The organism is Lactobacillus fornicalis (assembly GCF_055362665.1).
On sequence record NZ_JBLTIM010000036.1, the window covers coordinates 93,841 to 110,506 of the forward strand.

Consider the following 16,666-nt stretch of genomic DNA (forward strand, 5'->3'; position numbering starts at 1 on the left):
AAATAAGTGCTGAATTTTTAAAATATTTAAAAATCGATATCTTGATTAATTAATTTAGAAACTTCTTCTTGCAATTGCTCTACGGAATGTTTTCTTGCACGTGCACATTCCTTAGCTGGACTTCCACAAATAAAACAGCTTCTACCAGATATTCCTAATTGATTGCGGCTTAAGTCTTTCACTTGCCCTTTTTCGAAATAATGAACATCTAAGTCAAATAGCCTTGTTGCTTGGTTAGTTTGCTCAAATTTAATGCAATACTTTTTTACATTAATTGGCTTATCCATTGCTAAATAAAAATATTCAGGTCCTGTCTTTTTTTCTAACCAATCTTCTTTAAGCGTTAGCAAAAAAGGGGCGTTCTTTTCAAAGTTGATTAATTCCCGTTTGAAAAATTTTTCTATGACTAAGTTATTCTTTATTGGCCCTGGAATATTTAGTTTAGCACCAATTATTGTCCATGTTTTATTTTCAAGCACTAATCTATTTTGCAATTCAACTCGCCGATCTTTATCTATAAGTACGTCTAAAATTGTTACAGGTTCACCTATTTTAAAAATATTCATTTTACTAACTTTCTATCTATTCATAATAAAAAAGGATTCAGCGAATCCTTTTATTTTTTCTGTAAGTTTATCTTTACTGAACTATGATTATCAAGTTTATAAATCAAGCTTGCAACTATACTGCCTTTTTTGAGCTTATTTTGCTTTTTAACTTCTAATTTAGGAGATAAATTTGCAAGTTTTTGGTCCTTAGCAAGCCAAAGGGCAGAATCTGTTTCAGGTACAACTGAAATTTTCTTTTTTTGTTTTTTGCTAGTAATTGTTATCTTTTGATACTTTTTTGGCAAGTTATTTTTATTAATCTTAACTAACTGATATTTGTCAAATACTGTATCAATCATGTTATTAGTTTGAATAAATTGATTACTATATTCTCCTGGCACATCTAAAACTACTGTGATTACCCTACGATTATCAAAAGTTCCTGTTCCTACATAACAATAGCCAGCTGCATCCGTTTTCCCAGTCTTTAGTCCATCCATAGTACCTTTTTTAGGACCATAACCCATTCCTTCTAGCATATAAATGATATTTTCCATCTTGATTTCATTATCTTGACTAATTTTGAAGTTGGCATACTTAGTTTTAGTAATATTTAGAACTTCAGGATACTTATCTATCAAATATTTGGAAATCAAGGCCATATCTTTAGCTGAAAATTGATTTTCTTGATTATCATCAATCTTGGGTAGCTTTAAGTTACCTAATTCCCCATTTGATAAACCAATCATGTTATAAATTTCAGGATTTTTGACACCTGCTCTTTTTGCGACAACTTTCATTTTGTAATTAAAAGCAGCTACACTACCAGCGTCTGCTAGTGCCAATGCCTCAGTACTACCATCAGCTGAAACAATCATCATAGATTCAATAAGTGAGCGAACAGTATAACGTTCATTATAAATTAACGGAACATTTGAAAAACGCCAATCATCTGCTACTTTTGCTACATCTTTACTTATTTGAATTTCTTGATCCCAGTCAAGCTTATGCTTATGAATATCTTCCATGATTACTGCCAATGTTAAAATTTTTGTCAATGAAGCTACGGCATATTTCCTAGTTGCATTTTTTTGATAAAGAATCTGTCCTGTCTTTTCATCCATCATAAAAGCCGCTTTGACATTAACAGGCTTCTCGTCAGCTTTTACTACATTGAAAAAAGTTAAATTAATTATTCCAATAATGCAAAGGGCTACTAGCCAAGCAATTTTCAATTTATCCCTAAATCTTCTCATTATCATTCTCTTTCTTTGCAATACATATCATAGTAACTAATTTTACTATATTTTTACTTATTTGAACAAAAAAAGTAAGCCATACCCAAGTATGTCTTACTTAAAAATCAATTAATCACTAACTACCATAAGCCAATAATCTTCATCCAGCCTAAACCAAAGACGATAAAGAAAACGATGTAGAACAAACCGAGAATGAAGTTCATCTTCCACCATTCTCCTTGTTCAACATAACCACTACCTGCTAAAACTGAGGCTGGTCCATTTGCATAGTGGGTAGTTGAAGCCATAATAGCTGAAAAGATTGCTAAAAACATTGCTGCTGCCATCTTTGGGGCACCTGCACTTAAGGCAACTGCTAAAAATGGGCCATACATTGCAGTGTTGTGAGCAGTAGCACTAGCAAATAAGTAATGTGTATAGAATAGTAATACACCTAAAATAATTAAAACAATTATCCAGTTATCATGACCAACTGATTTAGAAATAGTTTCAGATAACCACTTAATAAAGCCAAATTTAGTTAAACGATTGGCCATATAAACTAGAATTGATAGCCATACTAAAACATTCCAGCCACCCTTTTCTGAAAGGAAGTCATCATTTGATAAAACACCAGTAAGTAAAAGAAGTGACATAGAAATGAAAGCAATTAAAGTTGCATCAAGTGAAATTGAACTTGATAACATCCAAAGAACCAAAGTTAATAAGAAAATACCAGCCATCCACATTTCAGGTACAGATAATTTTCCCATCTTCTTTAATTCAGCACTTGCCCATTCTTTTGCATTAGGAGTTTCCTTAATATCTGGGCCATACATTTTATAAATAATAAATGGCACAATAAGTAATGCTAATAAAGCAGGAACGCAAGTTGCTTCAAACCAACCAATCCAAGTAATATTTACTCCAAGTGACTTAGCCAATTCTACAGCAACTAAATTAGGAGCCATAGCAGTCAAAAAGAGCATTGATGTAATTAAATTGGCATGAAATTCAACAAAGGTCAAAAATGAACCCATTTTTTTACGACTTGGATCATTGGGCTTTGAATCAAAGTTTTCGGCTAAAGATTCTACCAATGGGAAAACAATACCACCAGCGCGTGCCGTATTTGATGGTGTTGCTGGACTAACTACTAAATCGATTGCTGCTACAGAATAACCTAAACCTAATGACTTGTGTCCAAACCATTCAATAAAATAAAAAGCAATTCTTCTTCCAAGGCCTGTCTTAATAATTCCTCTAGACAACATAAATGCCATTGCAATTAGCCAAGCAGCCGAATTGGAGAAAGCTGACAAAGCAGATAAATCAACTGTATGCCCTTTAACTACAACGTCCTTAATTGGAGCTAAACCAAGAAAAATAGTCAAAGTATATCCAATTAAAGTTGTAGCAGCAATTGGCAAGGGCTTAAAAATACACCCCATAATTGTCGCTAAAAAAATCGCCAACATATGCCATGCTTGTACAGTAACTCCTGCTGGTCTAACAGGTGTCGTGAACCAGAAAATCAATCCAACAATAATTGGAATGATGAAGCCTTTATAGTTCACCTTTTCCAAATGTTTCATAAAAAATCCTCCTGGGATTACTTCCCGCTAACAAACTCGCAAAGTAGTAAGTGATTCTGCGCTTGCTAAGCATTGCACAATAATTATACACTATTTTTCGGCGATATTTTATAAAATTTCAAAAAATATGCTGTTTTTTCAATAAGTTAAACGCTTCCAGTAAAAAGACATGTCTGCGCTTTCTTAAAGTTAACTAATTCACATTGTTAAAATAAATAAAAGCAATCCAACTTATAAAAAGTGAATTGCTCTTATTTTAAATATTCAAATAAACTTAAAGGCCAATAATTTTCATCCAAATGCCACCAATTACACCATAAAGGACAAGATAAAACAATCCCAAAACAAAACTCATTTTCCACCAATCTGTTTGTTTAACATAACCAGATGCAAACAAAGCTGTAGCAGGACCACAAGAATAATGCGTTGTTGATTGGTAAATGGCACCAGTAATTCCAAGCATGATAGCTGCAAACATTACTGGAACACCCTCACCTTGTGCAATAAGTAAAAATGGAGCATACATTGCAACAACATGAGCTGTTCCACTAGCAAAAAAGTAATGTGTATAGAAATATACTAATACCAAGATAGCCATTACTAGCATGGGATTCATCCCTTTAATGGAATGCTTAATAAACAATTGTAACCAATGAATAACCCCACCATGGACACTCAATTGACTAGCCATAAAAATTAAAATCGAGAACCAAACAACAACATTCCAAGCACCTGTTTCATGCAACAAATCATCTGTTGTTAAAATTCCAGAAAGTAGTAGCAAGGCGACTGCCAAGAAAGCAACTAAAGTTGCATCTAATCCAATAAAACTTGATACCATCCATAAAACTAAAGCAAGCACAAAAATTGTCAGCATCAGCTTTTCAGCTATTGTCATCTTACCCATTTTTTCAAGCTCATGATCCGCCCACTGCTTAGCATTAGAGGTTTCTTTAATTTCTGGTGGATACATCTTATAAATAATGAATGGAACAACTAAAAATGCTATCAACCCAGGAACAAGTGCTGCAAATAACCATTCAAACCATGAAATATGAACGCCATTTGCTTCTGCAAGTCCGACTGCTGCAACATTTGGAGCCGAAGCTGTCATAAAAAGAGAGGATGAAATTGTATTGGCATGAAATTCATTATAAACCAGATATGAACCAATTTTCTTTTCTGTACCATCCCCAACCTTTGAGCCAAAAGTTTCAGATAACGATTGAATAATTGGTAATACAATACCACCTGACCGAGCTGTATTGCTAGGAGTTGCGGGAGCAACTAATAAATCAATTAATGAAAGTGAATAGCCTAATCCCAATGTTTTTTTACCAAAATTACGTACAAAAATTAAGGCAATTCTTCTTCCCAAACCAGTCTTTACAAAACCACGTGCAATCATGTATGCCATGGCAATCATCCACGGAGTTGAATCTGCAAACGCAGTAAGTGCAAATTTCATCTTGACTAAGCCAGTTAGCAAAATTAAGACATAACTAATAATAGCGACTCCGACAATGGGGAGAGGTTTAGTGATACATGCAATAATTGTTGCTAAAAATATTGCAAACAAATGCCAACCAGAAACACTAATTCCAGTTGGTCTAACTGCTGTTAGAAGCCAAAGTAAGACTCCAACAACAACTGGCACGATAAACCCACGGTAGTTTACCTTAGCCAAATTTTTCATAAAAATTCCCTCCTGATAGGCAAATGCCTATTTTCAAGTACGAGCCTTATTCGGGTTCGCCAGTATTGATTATCCTCTTTATTTTACTTTTTTCAAATTTATCTTTATTTTTTAACTTTTATAAAAATAAGAGGCGTCTAAAATAGACTCCTCTTATAAAATATGATTTTTAATTTTCACGTGCAAATTTAGCCATTTGCATACCAGCTTGACGACCGAAAATAACTGTTTCAGCGATTGAGTTACCACCAATTCGGTTATTGCCGTGAAGTCCGCCTGATACTTCACCAGCAGCGTAAAGGCCTTTAATCACATTACCATTGGTATCAAGAACTTTAGTTTCTGGAGTGATGTGAATCCCCCCCATCGTGTAGTGAATAGCTGGGTGAATGTGAATTGCAAAGAATGGACCTTTTTCAATGCCACGATCCATACCTGTACTTCTACCAAATTCAGTATCATTTGAAGCTTTAACAGCTTCATTCCAAGTTTTAACTGTTGCTTCTAAGTTAGCTGCATCAACACCAATTTCATTAGCCAATTCAGCAAGACCTGCGCCATGCTTAACCAAGCCAATAGCATCATAAAATTCAACAGCCTTAACGTGATCACGAATTCCTTGGTCAAAGATTAGGTAAGCTCCATCTTCATTTAAACCAGTAATTGCATTTGAAACAATCTTTCGAGTATTAAGTTCATTAACAAATCTCTTACCCGCACGGTTAACTAAGATTGCACCTTCACCGCGAACAGCTTCACCGATTAAGAAAGTACGAGCCCCATCAGTTTGAGCAGTTGGGTGAACTTGAACATATTCCATTTGCATAAGTTGAGCATCAACTGCTTCAGCTAACTTCAAGCCATCACCTGTTGCACCAGCTTGGTTAGTAGTCTTGTAATCTACTAAGTCTGGACGATATTTTTTCATCATTTCCTTTGAAGCACCAAATCCACCAGAAGCAAGTAAAACTGCCTTAGCTGAAACTTTCTTAAGACCGGATTCAGTTTCTACTTCAATTCCAGTAACGCTCTTATCTGCTTCAACAAGTTTAGTAACTTTTGCCTTGTTAAAGACTGGAATATCTTCTTCTTGAATCTTTTTAAGTAAGCCGGTAATCAAGTAACCACCAACTGGAGCCATTGAAGCTGGGCGGTGGGCCCGCTTTTTGCTCATACCACCAGTAATGGTTAAATCAGTTAAATCAATACCATGTTCTTCAAGCCATGAAATAGCAATTGCAGAGTGATCAACAAAATATCTCAACATGTCACGGTCGTTTAACAAACCGCCACCTTTTAAAGTTTCTTTGTAAAAATCTTCTTTATTGTCAATAATACCTTGAGCATATTGAACATTTGATTCAGAAGCATTCATCCCACTAGAAGCTTTATTAGTGTTACCACCTAAACCTTCATTTTTTTCAAAAACAGCAACTTTAAGTCCCAATTCGTGTGCTTGCATTGCAGCAGTTAGGCCAGTACCACCAGCACCAACAATCACTGCATCATAACTTGCAGCAATTTCAGAACTTTCTTTTGGTGTGAAAACGAATTTCGCCATCAAGAACTCTCCTTTAATTAGTCTTCTGGCTTACTACGATCAATATTGGTCATTTTAAGTAAGTCCATCCATTCATTATATTGTTCTTCTGTAACTTTTCCAGACTTAAGTGCAGCTTCACGCAAAGTTGTGCCTTCTTTGTCAGCTGTTTGAGCGATTGTTGCAGCTTCGTGGTAACCAATATGTGGTGACAAAGCTGTAACAGTCATCAAGGAATTTTCAAGTAAATCATCCATACGATCAGCATTTACAGTTAAGCCATGAATCATCTTATCAGCAAAGCCGGTAATAGTACCAGTTAAGATATCACAAGAGTCAAGGAAGGCTGCAATCATAACTGTCTTGTAAACATTCATTTCAAAGTTACCTTGTGAAGCAGTGAAAGTAATAGTAGTGTCGTTACCAAACACCTTAGCTGCAGCCATCGTTACAGCTTCTGCTTGAGTTGGGTTAACCTTACCAGGCATAATAGATGAACCTGGTTCATTTGCTGGAATATTTAATTCATTGTAACCAGCTCTAGGACCTGATGCTAAGAAACGAATGTCTTGAGCAATCTTGAACATATCAGCTGCTAAAGTCTTAAGTGCACCATGCATTACGTCAATACCAGAGTGGTGAGCTAAGCCCCAGAACTTGTTAGTATCAACCTTAAATTCATGACCATAAACTTCTGAAAGTTTACCTGCAATCTTTTCAGTCATACCAGGTGCAGCATTCAAACCAGTACCTACTGCAGTACCACCAATAGCCAATTCATATAAAGTTGGCTTCAATTGGCGAATGTATTCTAAGTCATGCTTAAGTGCTGAAATGTAACCTGAAACTTCTTGACCAAATGTCAAAGGAGTTGCATCTTGAAGGTGGGTACGTCCAACTTTAACAGTCTTCCAATATTTATTTTGTTTTTCCTTTAATTCACTAATCAAGTGTTCAATTGCTGGTTCAAGCTTATCAATTGCTTCAACTGCAACAATGTTCATAGCAGTTGGATATGTGTCGTTTGATGATTGACCACGGTTAACATCATCGTTTGGCAAAATGTTAAGGCCTGGGTGTAACTTATTAGCAAGGTTGGCAACAACTTCATTAACGTTCATGTTACTTTGAGTACCTGAACCAGTCTGTAAAACGTGAAGTGGAAAGTCTTTACGTAAGTCTTCATCGCTTAATGCAAGTAAGTGTTCAATTGCATCTTCAATTGCCTTACCCTTTTCTTCTGGTTCATCTCCAACTTCAACATTAGATTGAGCAGCAGCCTTCTTTAAGTGAAGGAATGCACGAATAATTTGGAGTGGCATTAATTCACCACTTGGAAAGTTATTACGACTTCTTTCAGTTTGAGGACCCCATAATGCATCCTTAGGAATCTTTACAGGACCAATAGTATCGCTTTCAATTCTGTATTCTTGTTCAGCCATTTTAAATAATCTCCTTACTGAAATTTAGCATTTGATAGCGCTAACAGCTTTATTATACACCTATCTTATTTAAATATTCAAAAAAACTAGATAAATTTTCAAATATTTGAACTTAGCTATATATCTATTAAAAAAGTCCTTGTATAAAAATACAAGGACTTTGAGAAAAAATTAACGAACTTGATGATTAAATTTATTTGCTAAAAAGTCACCAACAACTTGAGTAATAAAAATTAAAATAATGACTAATATTGTTGCTACCAAAGTAACATCATTATTGAAGCGGTTATAACCATATGAAATTGCTGTATTACCTAATCCTCCAGCGCCTACAGCTCCAGCCATTGCAGTTAATCCAATAAGCGAAATAACAGTTACAGTAGAAACACGAATTAATTCACTTCTGGCTTCTTTTAAGTAAATTTCAAAAATAATATCTTTAGTTGTAGCACCCAGTGATAAAGCAGCTTCAATCTTACCTGGATCAATCCCTTTTAAAGCCACTTGAACTTGTCGTGCATAAAATGGGAAAACTCCCAAAGTCAATGGAACAAGAGCGGCTTTTATACCAATCTGTGTACCAACAATTTTTTGAGTCACTGGTGCAATAAATGCCAGCAATATTACAAATGGGATTGCTCTAAAGATTGAAACAATTTTATCAGCCAAATTATACCAAAATTTATTTGCTAAAATTCCACCTTCTTCAGTTAAAACCAAAATCACACCAAAAATAAGTCCTAAAAAACCACCAAAAATAGCTGACCAAAATGTCATAAAGAGTGTTTGAAAGATTGCAGTTCCCCAACCTGCATCCCCACTCCAACCTAAAGAAAAGACATTTGGTAAATATTGTTGTAATAATTTAAGCATTTATTTGTCCCCTTTCATCAAGCTCTGTTACTAAAACATTTTCTTTTGCTAGAAATTCTCGAGCAGCTTTTTGCTTTTCGAAATCACCTTTTAATAAGACAACTAACGTACCAATTGGTTCTTCATTTAAAAGCTCTACATTTCCATAAAGCATACTTACCTCAACACCAAGTTTTGAATACAATTCAATAATAATTGACTTGGTTACGTTACTTAAAGAATATGTAAGCTGATAAATTGCTTCATTTTCAGATAATTTATCCAAATTAAGCTTATTAAGAGTTGAAATAGCAGCAGAAGAACCACCTACAAAGTTTCTAGTTAATTCTTTCTTAGGTTCTAAGAAGATTTGTTTTAAACTACCTTCTTCAATTAAATGTCCATGTTCCATAACCGCCACACGATTGGCAATTTTCTTTACGGCTTCCATTTGGTGCGTAATTAAAACAATAGTTAAGCCAAGTTCCTTGTTTAACTTTTTCAATAGATCTAAAATTTGGTTAGTATTTTGTGGATCAAGAGCACTTGTAGCTTCATCAGATAATAAAATTTCTGGATCGTTAGCTAAAGCACGAGCAATAGCCACACGTTGTTTTTGCCCACCAGATAATTGGCTGGGATAAAAGTCAGCCTTTTCTTTTAAATCAACTAGTTCAAGTAAACGTAAACTTTTTTCTTCGATTTCTTCATCAGATAAGTTACTGTGTCGCAGTGCAAAAGCAACATTTTCTAGCACACTAGTTTCATTTAAAAGATTAAAACTTTGGAAAATCATACCAATTTTTCGACGATGCTTTTGTAATTCTTTCCCAGAAATAGCAACTTGGCCATTCTTAACAAATGTTGTGCCTTGAACTACAACATCACCTGCACTTGGTTTTTGTAGCAAGTTTATTGTTCTAACTAAAGTTGACTTCCCTACTCCAGAGAAACCCAAAATTCCAAAAATATCACCTTTTTGAATTTTTAAAGTTACACCATCAACAGCTTTAACAACTTCTTTCTTTTGCTTAAAGGTAACTGAGATATTATTTAATTCGATAATGCTCATATTTGCCTCCTACTTAATTTTGATATCCCAACCGGTTAATTCAGTATTTCCATAATATTTTTTAACTAATTCTTTTGTTTTCTTTGTTTGGTAAGCTTTAACAACATCAAGATAAATTTGCTTGTTTTTATCATTCTTTCTTGCTGCAATCAAGTTAATCCATTGCTCACTATCTTTATTAACTGGTTCAACATAAATTGTTTGCTTATCGCCTAAACCAGCTGGAGCAGCATATGAGTTATTAACTACTGCAGCGTCAACAGATTTTATTATTCTTCCTGCTTGATCTGCCGCAACTTCTTTAATTTGCAAGTTCTTTGGATTGGAAGTAATATCTGCTACACTAACAATCTTCTTCCCACTTTTGAGTTTAATTAACCCTGCATTTTTGAGAACATAAAGCGCACGTGATTCGTTTGAAGCATCATTAGGTACTGCAATAGTTGCACCATCAGGTAAGGAGTTAATTGATTTATATTTCAATGAGTATAATCTAATCGGAGCAATGATAGTTTTACCAATTGAAACGATATCAGCTTTATTTGCTTTATTCCAAGCATCTAAAAATGCAAAATGCTGAAAAGCATTTAAATCAATATCGCCATTTAACAAGGCTTTATTTGGTTGATTGTAATCAGTAAAATTCTTAATCTGAATGGTAATTCCATATTTTGCTTTTGCAGTTTTGGCTACACTATCCCAAATTTTGGCATCTTCTTTAGTTTGGCCCACAACTCCAATAGTGACTGTTTTACTACTTTCTTTTGGAGCCTGATATACAAAACTAAAATATCCTGCAACTAGTAAAAATATTGCAAATACACTAGCAATAATTCGATTCTTTCTCCGCTTTTTTCTCATTTACAAAACCTCTTTCTTCAAACAAAAAAGCACTCATCCTAAAAGGACGAGTGCTCGTGTTACCACCTTTAATTTGTTTATTACTTGCATAATAAACCTCACTAAGTATCTCTAGAAATACCTTGCTTTGTTAACGAGAGCAACCCCGCTAATGACTAAATATCGCCATTAGTGATCATTCCTAGCCCATGTTCATCAAAGATTCAAGTCTCCCTTTCACCTAACGGAGCTCTCTAAATCATGAATTACTTCAACTACTCTGCTATTCAAGATCAAGATTAATTAATTAAATTTGTTGATACTAGATTATAATGTTTCTCTCATTGTGTCAAGCGAAATTTGTTTGAAATATAAATTTATTTTGACTATCATATTTAAAGTAGGAGGTATATATGATTAAAGAATTTAAAGATTTTATTTCAAGAGGAAATGTTTTAGACTTAGCTGTTGGTGTTATTATTGGATCTGCTTTTACTTCAATTGTTAATTCCTTAGTAACTAACTTATTAAACCCATTTTTAGGATTATTTTTAGGTAAAATTGATTTATCTAACCTTATTCTGAAAGTTGGCGGAGCTAGTTTTAAATTTGGTAGCTTTATCAATTCTATAATTAATTTCTTAATTATTGCATTTGTAGTATTCTTAATTGTAAAGAGTGTTAACAAGCTAATGCCCAAACCAGAACAAAAGCCAGCTGGTCCCACTCCAGAGCAAGAATACTTACGAGAAATTCGCGATTTATTAAAAAATAAATAATCAAATATTTAAAGGCCCTTGAGGCCTTTTTATTTTGCCAAAAAATATTGCAATAATTTCTAAAATTCGGGAAAATTATTTTTGTGCTTAATTTAGAAAAAAGGGAGTTTAATTATGGGAAATTTTTTCTTATGGATATTTTTGTCCATTATTGGCTATTTCATAGCCAAAAAGTGGTTGTTTAAAGCTCAACCACATTCTATTAGAATTTATGCGGTGGTTTTTAGTATTTCAGCATTAGGGTTGGCTGTTACTACCCACCCTACCACTAAACCGGCAACACATTATCTTGTGAAAAAGGTTAAAGCAGATAATTTTTCCAGCAATAAGGCTACTAATGAAAGTTTAAACGCTGAAAAGTCTAGCTTACAAAAACAAGCAGATCAACTAAAAGAACAAGTTTCTAGCGCTGAAGAAGAATCTGAAGCAATCGCAAGTTCAAAAGAAACTCAATCTAGTAAAGCTGCAGCAGAAAGTAGCTCAATTGCTCAGGCTAAGGCTCAAGAACAAAGACAAAGCACAACAAAGATCAATCAAGGCGATTTTAATACTGCAACTACTGGAAGAATAGTTGGTAATGCACGCTCTAAAATTTATCATGTTCCTGGTCAAGCTGGTTACAACATGAATAGCGCAAATGCAGTATTTTTTAATTCTGAACAAGAAGCTATTGCAGCTGGATATAGAAGGGCTAAAAGATAATGAAAAATAAAAAATTATTAATTTCTATCTTACTCACCATTTTATTTTTTGGAGCTGGAATTAATGGCAACCTTAGTTCTGTACAAGAAAGTCAAAAGCCAAAAGTTATTACTAAAGTTAAATATGATAAAAGTGAAGTAAAAAAATCAGAACAACTGTCTGATGAAAATGCTGAACTATCTGATGAAATTCAAGAGTTAAAAACTCAAATCAAGGATTATAAAAAGGCCCTCAAAAAGTTAGGGAAAGCATCCCCAACTGATTTACCTCAATCAGAAAAAAACAATGCTAACTTGGCAAGCTTAAATTATAATGGTGAAGATGTAATTACCGTAAACAATAACAATCCTTCATTTACTAAATCGGATTTATCAACAGCTAATGGGGCTTGGCAAAGCTATGGAGATTTAGATAATTTGAATCGAGCTACATCTGCAAATGCTTTGCTCAATATAAGTTTAATGCCAAAAGCCAAGCGTGAACCGCTACACGTTAATCCAACTGGCTGGCACAATAAGAGAATTAGTGGTGGATGGTTATATAATCGTTGCCATTTAATCGGCTATCAACTTACCGGTCAAAATAACAATTGGAAAAACTTAATTACTGGCACTCGCCAACTAAATGATCCAGATATGCTGAAATATGAAAATGAAGTTGCTGGCTATATAAAAGAGTCTAGCAACCACTTTGTTCGATATCGTGTAACACCAATTTTTAGAGGAAATGAACTACTTGCACGTGGAGTTCAGATGGAAGCACAATCTACTGGGGAAAATACGATACGGTTCAATGTATATATTTTCAATGTACAACCCGGCTATAATTTAAATTATAATGATGGTACGAGTAGTGCCGCATAAAAAAGGTATTTAGTATGAGATTTATATACTCAACTAAATACCTTTTTCTTTACTTAGCAAAAGACGAAAACAGTCCTGCAACTGATATTCCAACAAATACTGTAAAAGTAATTGCTAACCAAATATTACTTCTAAAAATAAAAAGTAGAGCTGCAGAAATGACCAAACTAATTAAAAAAGCAGTTATTTTTTTCATAATACTACTCCTTTACTACAAAATGATATTATGGCTCTACAGTTATTGTAACCGCTTTTATTTTTTTACAAACGATATGCATTTTATACTTTGTTAAATAAAAAGATTTCTCACTTTAAAGTAAGAAATCTTTTGGTTATTTTTTCTCTTTAACAATATAAATTGGACGATGTTTTACTTGTAAATAAATTCTGCCAATATACTTGCCAACAATCCCAATGCATAGCAATTGAATTCCACCTAAGAATAAAATGATTGAAACCATTGATGCCCAACCAAAAATACTACTCATAGGTGATATAATCTTTCTAATAATAACAAAAATTATACTAATTACAGAAATCGCTGAAGTAACTGAACCAGTCCAAACAGCTAAACTCAAAGGTGCTTGTGAAAAATCACTAATTCCATCCATAGCATATTTAAATAATTGCCAAGTAGACCAATCGCTTTCTCCTGCGACTCTTTCTACATTATGGTAATCAAGATATTTGGTCTTAAATCCTACCCAAGAGAAAATTCCTTTAGAAAATCTACTATATTCTCTCATTGAAAGAACTGCATCTACCATTTGGCGAGTCATCATTCTAAAATCACGTGCACCTGGAACAATTTCTGTATTGGAAATTTTATTAATACATTTATAGAACATATCACTTAAAAATGATTTGATCTTTGCTTCACCTGTTCGGTCAACTCGGCGTGTTCCGATACAGTCATACTCACCACTCTGTAACTCCTTATACATTTCTGGTAGAAATTCCGGAGGATCTTGCAAATCAACATCCATCACAACTACATAATCACCTGTTGCAGCATCTAAACCTGCAAGCAAGCCAGCTTCTTTACCAAAATTTCTAGAAAAAGAAATATAGTGGACATGCTTTTCATCTTTTTCATGCAAAGCTCTCATTTCCGCAAGCGAATTATCATGAGAACCATCGTTTACAAACCAATATTCTGGTTCAATGTCCATTTTAGTTACGACTTTTTGAACTGCCTCATAAAATAAAGGAATTGATTCTTCCTCATTGTAACAAGGAACAATAATTGAAAGTTTATCCATTTTTATCCTTCTTTAAGTAAATTTCACTATTCAATTATACCAATAAAATGAGCATAATATCCATAGCCATCTCCGTCAATAATCAAAAAAAGAAGCTCATCACAGCTTCTTATAATTCATTCTTTTTAAAAGTAAATACCTTATTAACTACAAATTGTAACATCGTTGCTAAAAACGTTGAAATTACCTTAACAATCATTTCATTTTGATGCATTAAAGTAACAAAAATAAACAAGCAAGTAGTTGTAATCAAAGTAGTGATTTGACCAATAATATAATATTTAATAAATCGGCTTAATAAATGATCACGCACATGGAAATTTAGATATGTATTCATATAAAAGTTATTAACCAATGCACAACTTGAACTAATAAAATTAGCAATTTCTACTGGTAAAGATGTAAATTTGGTTAACAACCAAAATAAGCCAAAATCAATAAAAAGGCCAAAAACACCGATAAAACCATAAATCACAAATTCGCGAAAATCATCAGACTTGATTAAGCTAGTAATTTTTTCTTTCATATTGCTTCCTACTTTCTAAGATAAGTTAAAAAGCTGTAATCATATGGATTCTTTTTATCAGCAGTAAAACTTTCTTTTTTTATTAATTTAAAAGCTGAATAGTCAATTTTGGGCATAATAGTATCTGCTTTAAATTCTCCATCAATTTCTGTCTTTTCAAGACAATCTACGATATCCTTTAACCCCTCAAAAACACTTACTCCACCAATAACCGCAACTTCATCTTCTTTATGACTTAATAAATACTTCCTTAACTGTTCCATAGAAGTGACAAAATTTACTTGATTATTAGTTTTATATTTTTGAATTAGTGCTTCATCATGAGTTAATACTAAGTGCTTTCGTTTGGGCAAAACAAATGGCAAACTAAGAAAAGTCTTTTTTCCCATTACCATCGTTTTTCCCATAGTTTTTTCTTTAAAATGTGCTAAATCAGCTGGTAAATGCCATGGGAGATGTCCTTTATAACCAATTTGATGTTTATTATCTTCTGCCCATACAAAACTTAACATTATTATCTCCTATACAGCTACTGGTGCCTTAATAACACCATGATGTTTATAGTCTACTACCTTAATATCTTCCATTTCAAAATCAGAAATATCTTTTTTAGCTGGATTAAGCCAAAGCTTTGGACTATCAAAAGGATCACGCGATAATTGCTTTTCAACTTGGTCAAAGTGATTTTTATAAATATGTGCATCCCCAAGTGTATGAACAAATTCGCCAACTTCTAGTCCTGTTTGTCTTGCAACTAAGCTTAGGAGTAAAGAATAAGATGCAATATTAAACGGAACACCTAAAAACATATCCCCACTTCGTTGATATAGCTGCAAACTCAACTTATTATCAGCAACATAAAATTGGAATAATGTATGACATGGTGGCAAAGCACTAGTTGGCACATCTTCTGGATTCCAAGCTGAAACAATCATTCTTCGAGAATCAGGATGGATAGTTAATTGATTTAATACTTCTTGAATTTGATCAATACTACCACCAGACCTTTTTTTCCAATGACGCCATTGTGCCCCATAAACATCACCCAAGTTACCAAATTTTTTAGCAAAATCTGCATCTTCTAAAATACGCTTGGTAAATATTTGCATTTGTTCATCATATTGCTTTTTAAATTCACTATCAGCCTGACTTCTAAGTCCAAAGTCTGTCATATCTGGACCATGATAATCATCAGAATTAACCCACTTTTTAAAGGCCCATTCATCCCAAATATGATTATTGTGTTCTAATAAGAACTTAATATTGGTATCTCCTCTTAAAAACCAAACAAGTTCGCTTTTAATTAACCCAAATGGCACTTTTTTTGTTGTTAACAGAGGAAATCCTTCTGATAAATCGAAACGCATTTGAGCGCCAAATCTTGAACGTGTTCCTGTTCCTGTTCGATCAGTTTTATCATGACCAGTTTCCATGATGTTTTTTAATAAGTCTAGGTATGTTTGCTCTAAAACTGCCATAAAATCGCTCCTTATATTTACAATGTTTCTAGCTTATCATATTTCAGACTATTTGATATCTAAATTAAAGCAAATATAATAAAATACTCATAAGGAGGAATAAAAAATGCTATTTTCAATCTCAACCCTATTAATTACAATTATAATTGTCGCATTAATTATCTTTTCTTGTTCAATTGTGCCACAAAATTATGAAGGTTTAGTGGAGACTTTGGGGAAAACATTATCGACAA

At 33.6% G+C, this 16,666-nt stretch carries 17 protein-coding genes; 3 read left to right on the top strand and 14 right to left on the bottom strand.

Translation table 11 applies throughout. The annotated features are described in order from the left end of the window. Nucleotides 1-26: 26 nt before the first annotated feature. The 9 genes from citX to ACNDLV_RS07100 all read right to left on the bottom strand — a co-directional run bounded on the left by citX (nucleotide 27) and on the right by ACNDLV_RS07100 (nucleotide 10,844). Nucleotides 27-566, bottom strand: coding sequence for a citrate lyase holo-[acyl-carrier protein] synthase (gene citX, locus ACNDLV_RS07060; RefSeq protein WP_006586823.1), 540 nt, complete (start codon nucleotides 564-566; stop codon nucleotides 27-29). A gap of 50 nt (nucleotides 567-616) precedes the next feature. Continuing rightward, the gene (locus ACNDLV_RS07065) at nucleotides 617-1,810 is read right to left on the bottom strand and encodes a D-alanyl-D-alanine carboxypeptidase family protein (RefSeq protein WP_006586824.1); all 1,194 of its coding nucleotides are present in this window, start codon (nucleotides 1,808-1,810) and stop codon (nucleotides 617-619) included. A gap of 116 nt (nucleotides 1,811-1,926) precedes the next feature. Beyond that, a complete protein-coding gene (locus ACNDLV_RS07070; protein WP_006587342.1) occupies nucleotides 1,927-3,381 on the bottom strand; it encodes a DASS family sodium-coupled anion symporter in 1,455 nt (484 codons plus the stop codon). A gap of 274 nt (nucleotides 3,382-3,655) precedes the next feature. Continuing rightward, entirely contained in the window at nucleotides 3,656-5,077 is a 1,422-nt protein-coding gene (locus ACNDLV_RS07075; RefSeq protein ID WP_022091174.1) for a DASS family sodium-coupled anion symporter, read from the bottom strand. 169 nt (nucleotides 5,078-5,246) lie between these two features. Next, complete coding sequence (locus ACNDLV_RS07080) at nucleotides 5,247-6,638, bottom strand: flavocytochrome c (RefSeq protein ID WP_006586827.1); 1,392 nt, start codon at nucleotides 6,636-6,638, stop codon at nucleotides 5,247-5,249. 17 nt (nucleotides 6,639-6,655) lie between these two features. Further along, nucleotides 6,656-8,059 carry a class II fumarate hydratase gene (locus ACNDLV_RS07085; RefSeq protein ID WP_006586828.1) on the bottom strand — a complete coding sequence of 468 codons (1,404 nt, stop codon included), beginning with the start codon at nucleotides 8,057-8,059 and terminating at the stop codon, nucleotides 6,656-6,658. A 171-nt stretch (nucleotides 8,060-8,230) separates the two neighbouring features. After that, nucleotides 8,231-8,932, bottom strand: coding sequence for a methionine ABC transporter permease (locus tag ACNDLV_RS07090; RefSeq protein WP_006586829.1), 702 nt, complete (start codon nucleotides 8,930-8,932; stop codon nucleotides 8,231-8,233). Continuing rightward, a complete protein-coding gene (locus ACNDLV_RS07095) occupies nucleotides 8,925-9,983 on the bottom strand; it encodes a methionine ABC transporter ATP-binding protein (RefSeq protein WP_006587345.1) in 1,059 nt (352 codons plus the stop codon). The genes ACNDLV_RS07090 and ACNDLV_RS07095 overlap by 8 nt, the downstream gene beginning before the upstream one ends. 9 nt (nucleotides 9,984-9,992) lie before the next feature. Next, complete coding sequence (locus ACNDLV_RS07100) at nucleotides 9,993-10,844, bottom strand: MetQ/NlpA family ABC transporter substrate-binding protein (RefSeq protein WP_006586831.1); 852 nt, start codon at nucleotides 10,842-10,844, stop codon at nucleotides 9,993-9,995. A 392-nt stretch (nucleotides 10,845-11,236) separates the two neighbouring features. Here ACNDLV_RS07100 and mscL point away from each other — a divergent pair, with 392 nt between their 5' ends. The 3 genes from mscL to ACNDLV_RS07115 all read left to right on the top strand — a co-directional run bounded on the left by mscL (nucleotide 11,237) and on the right by ACNDLV_RS07115 (nucleotide 13,167). Continuing rightward, entirely contained in the window at nucleotides 11,237-11,602 is a 366-nt protein-coding gene (gene mscL, locus ACNDLV_RS07105; RefSeq protein ID WP_006586832.1) for a large-conductance mechanosensitive channel protein MscL, read from the top strand. 114 nt (nucleotides 11,603-11,716) lie between these two features. Next, nucleotides 11,717-12,304 (top strand): sunset domain-containing protein, encoded by a 588-nt coding sequence (locus ACNDLV_RS07110; protein WP_006586833.1) that lies wholly within the window; start codon nucleotides 11,717-11,719, stop codon nucleotides 12,302-12,304. Next, a complete protein-coding gene (locus ACNDLV_RS07115) occupies nucleotides 12,304-13,167 on the top strand; it encodes a DNA/RNA non-specific endonuclease (protein ID WP_006586834.1) in 864 nt (287 codons plus the stop codon). The genes ACNDLV_RS07110 and ACNDLV_RS07115 overlap by 1 nt, the downstream gene beginning before the upstream one ends. A gap of 49 nt (nucleotides 13,168-13,216) precedes the next feature. Here ACNDLV_RS07115 and ACNDLV_RS07120 read toward each other — a convergent pair whose 3' ends face one another. The 5 genes from ACNDLV_RS07120 to ACNDLV_RS07140 all read right to left on the bottom strand — a co-directional run bounded on the left by ACNDLV_RS07120 (nucleotide 13,217) and on the right by ACNDLV_RS07140 (nucleotide 16,433). Further along, nucleotides 13,217-13,363, bottom strand: a complete 147-nt coding sequence (locus tag ACNDLV_RS07120) for a hypothetical protein (RefSeq protein ID WP_022091177.1) — start codon at nucleotides 13,361-13,363, stop codon at nucleotides 13,217-13,219. A 136-nt stretch (nucleotides 13,364-13,499) separates the two neighbouring features. Next, nucleotides 13,500-14,429 (bottom strand): glycosyltransferase family 2 protein, encoded by a 930-nt coding sequence (locus tag ACNDLV_RS07125; RefSeq protein WP_498883023.1) that lies wholly within the window; start codon nucleotides 14,427-14,429, stop codon nucleotides 13,500-13,502. A gap of 109 nt (nucleotides 14,430-14,538) precedes the next feature. Then, entirely contained in the window at nucleotides 14,539-14,955 is a 417-nt protein-coding gene (locus ACNDLV_RS07130) for a GtrA family protein (RefSeq protein ID WP_006586837.1), read from the bottom strand. An 8-nt stretch (nucleotides 14,956-14,963) separates the two neighbouring features. Continuing rightward, nucleotides 14,964-15,467 (bottom strand): dihydrofolate reductase, encoded by a 504-nt coding sequence (locus tag ACNDLV_RS07135; RefSeq protein ID WP_006586838.1) that lies wholly within the window; start codon nucleotides 15,465-15,467, stop codon nucleotides 14,964-14,966. 9 nt (nucleotides 15,468-15,476) lie between these two features. Further along, nucleotides 15,477-16,433 (bottom strand): thymidylate synthase, encoded by a 957-nt coding sequence (locus ACNDLV_RS07140; RefSeq protein WP_498883025.1) that lies wholly within the window; start codon nucleotides 16,431-16,433, stop codon nucleotides 15,477-15,479. Nucleotides 16,434-16,666 lie beyond the last annotated feature (233 nt).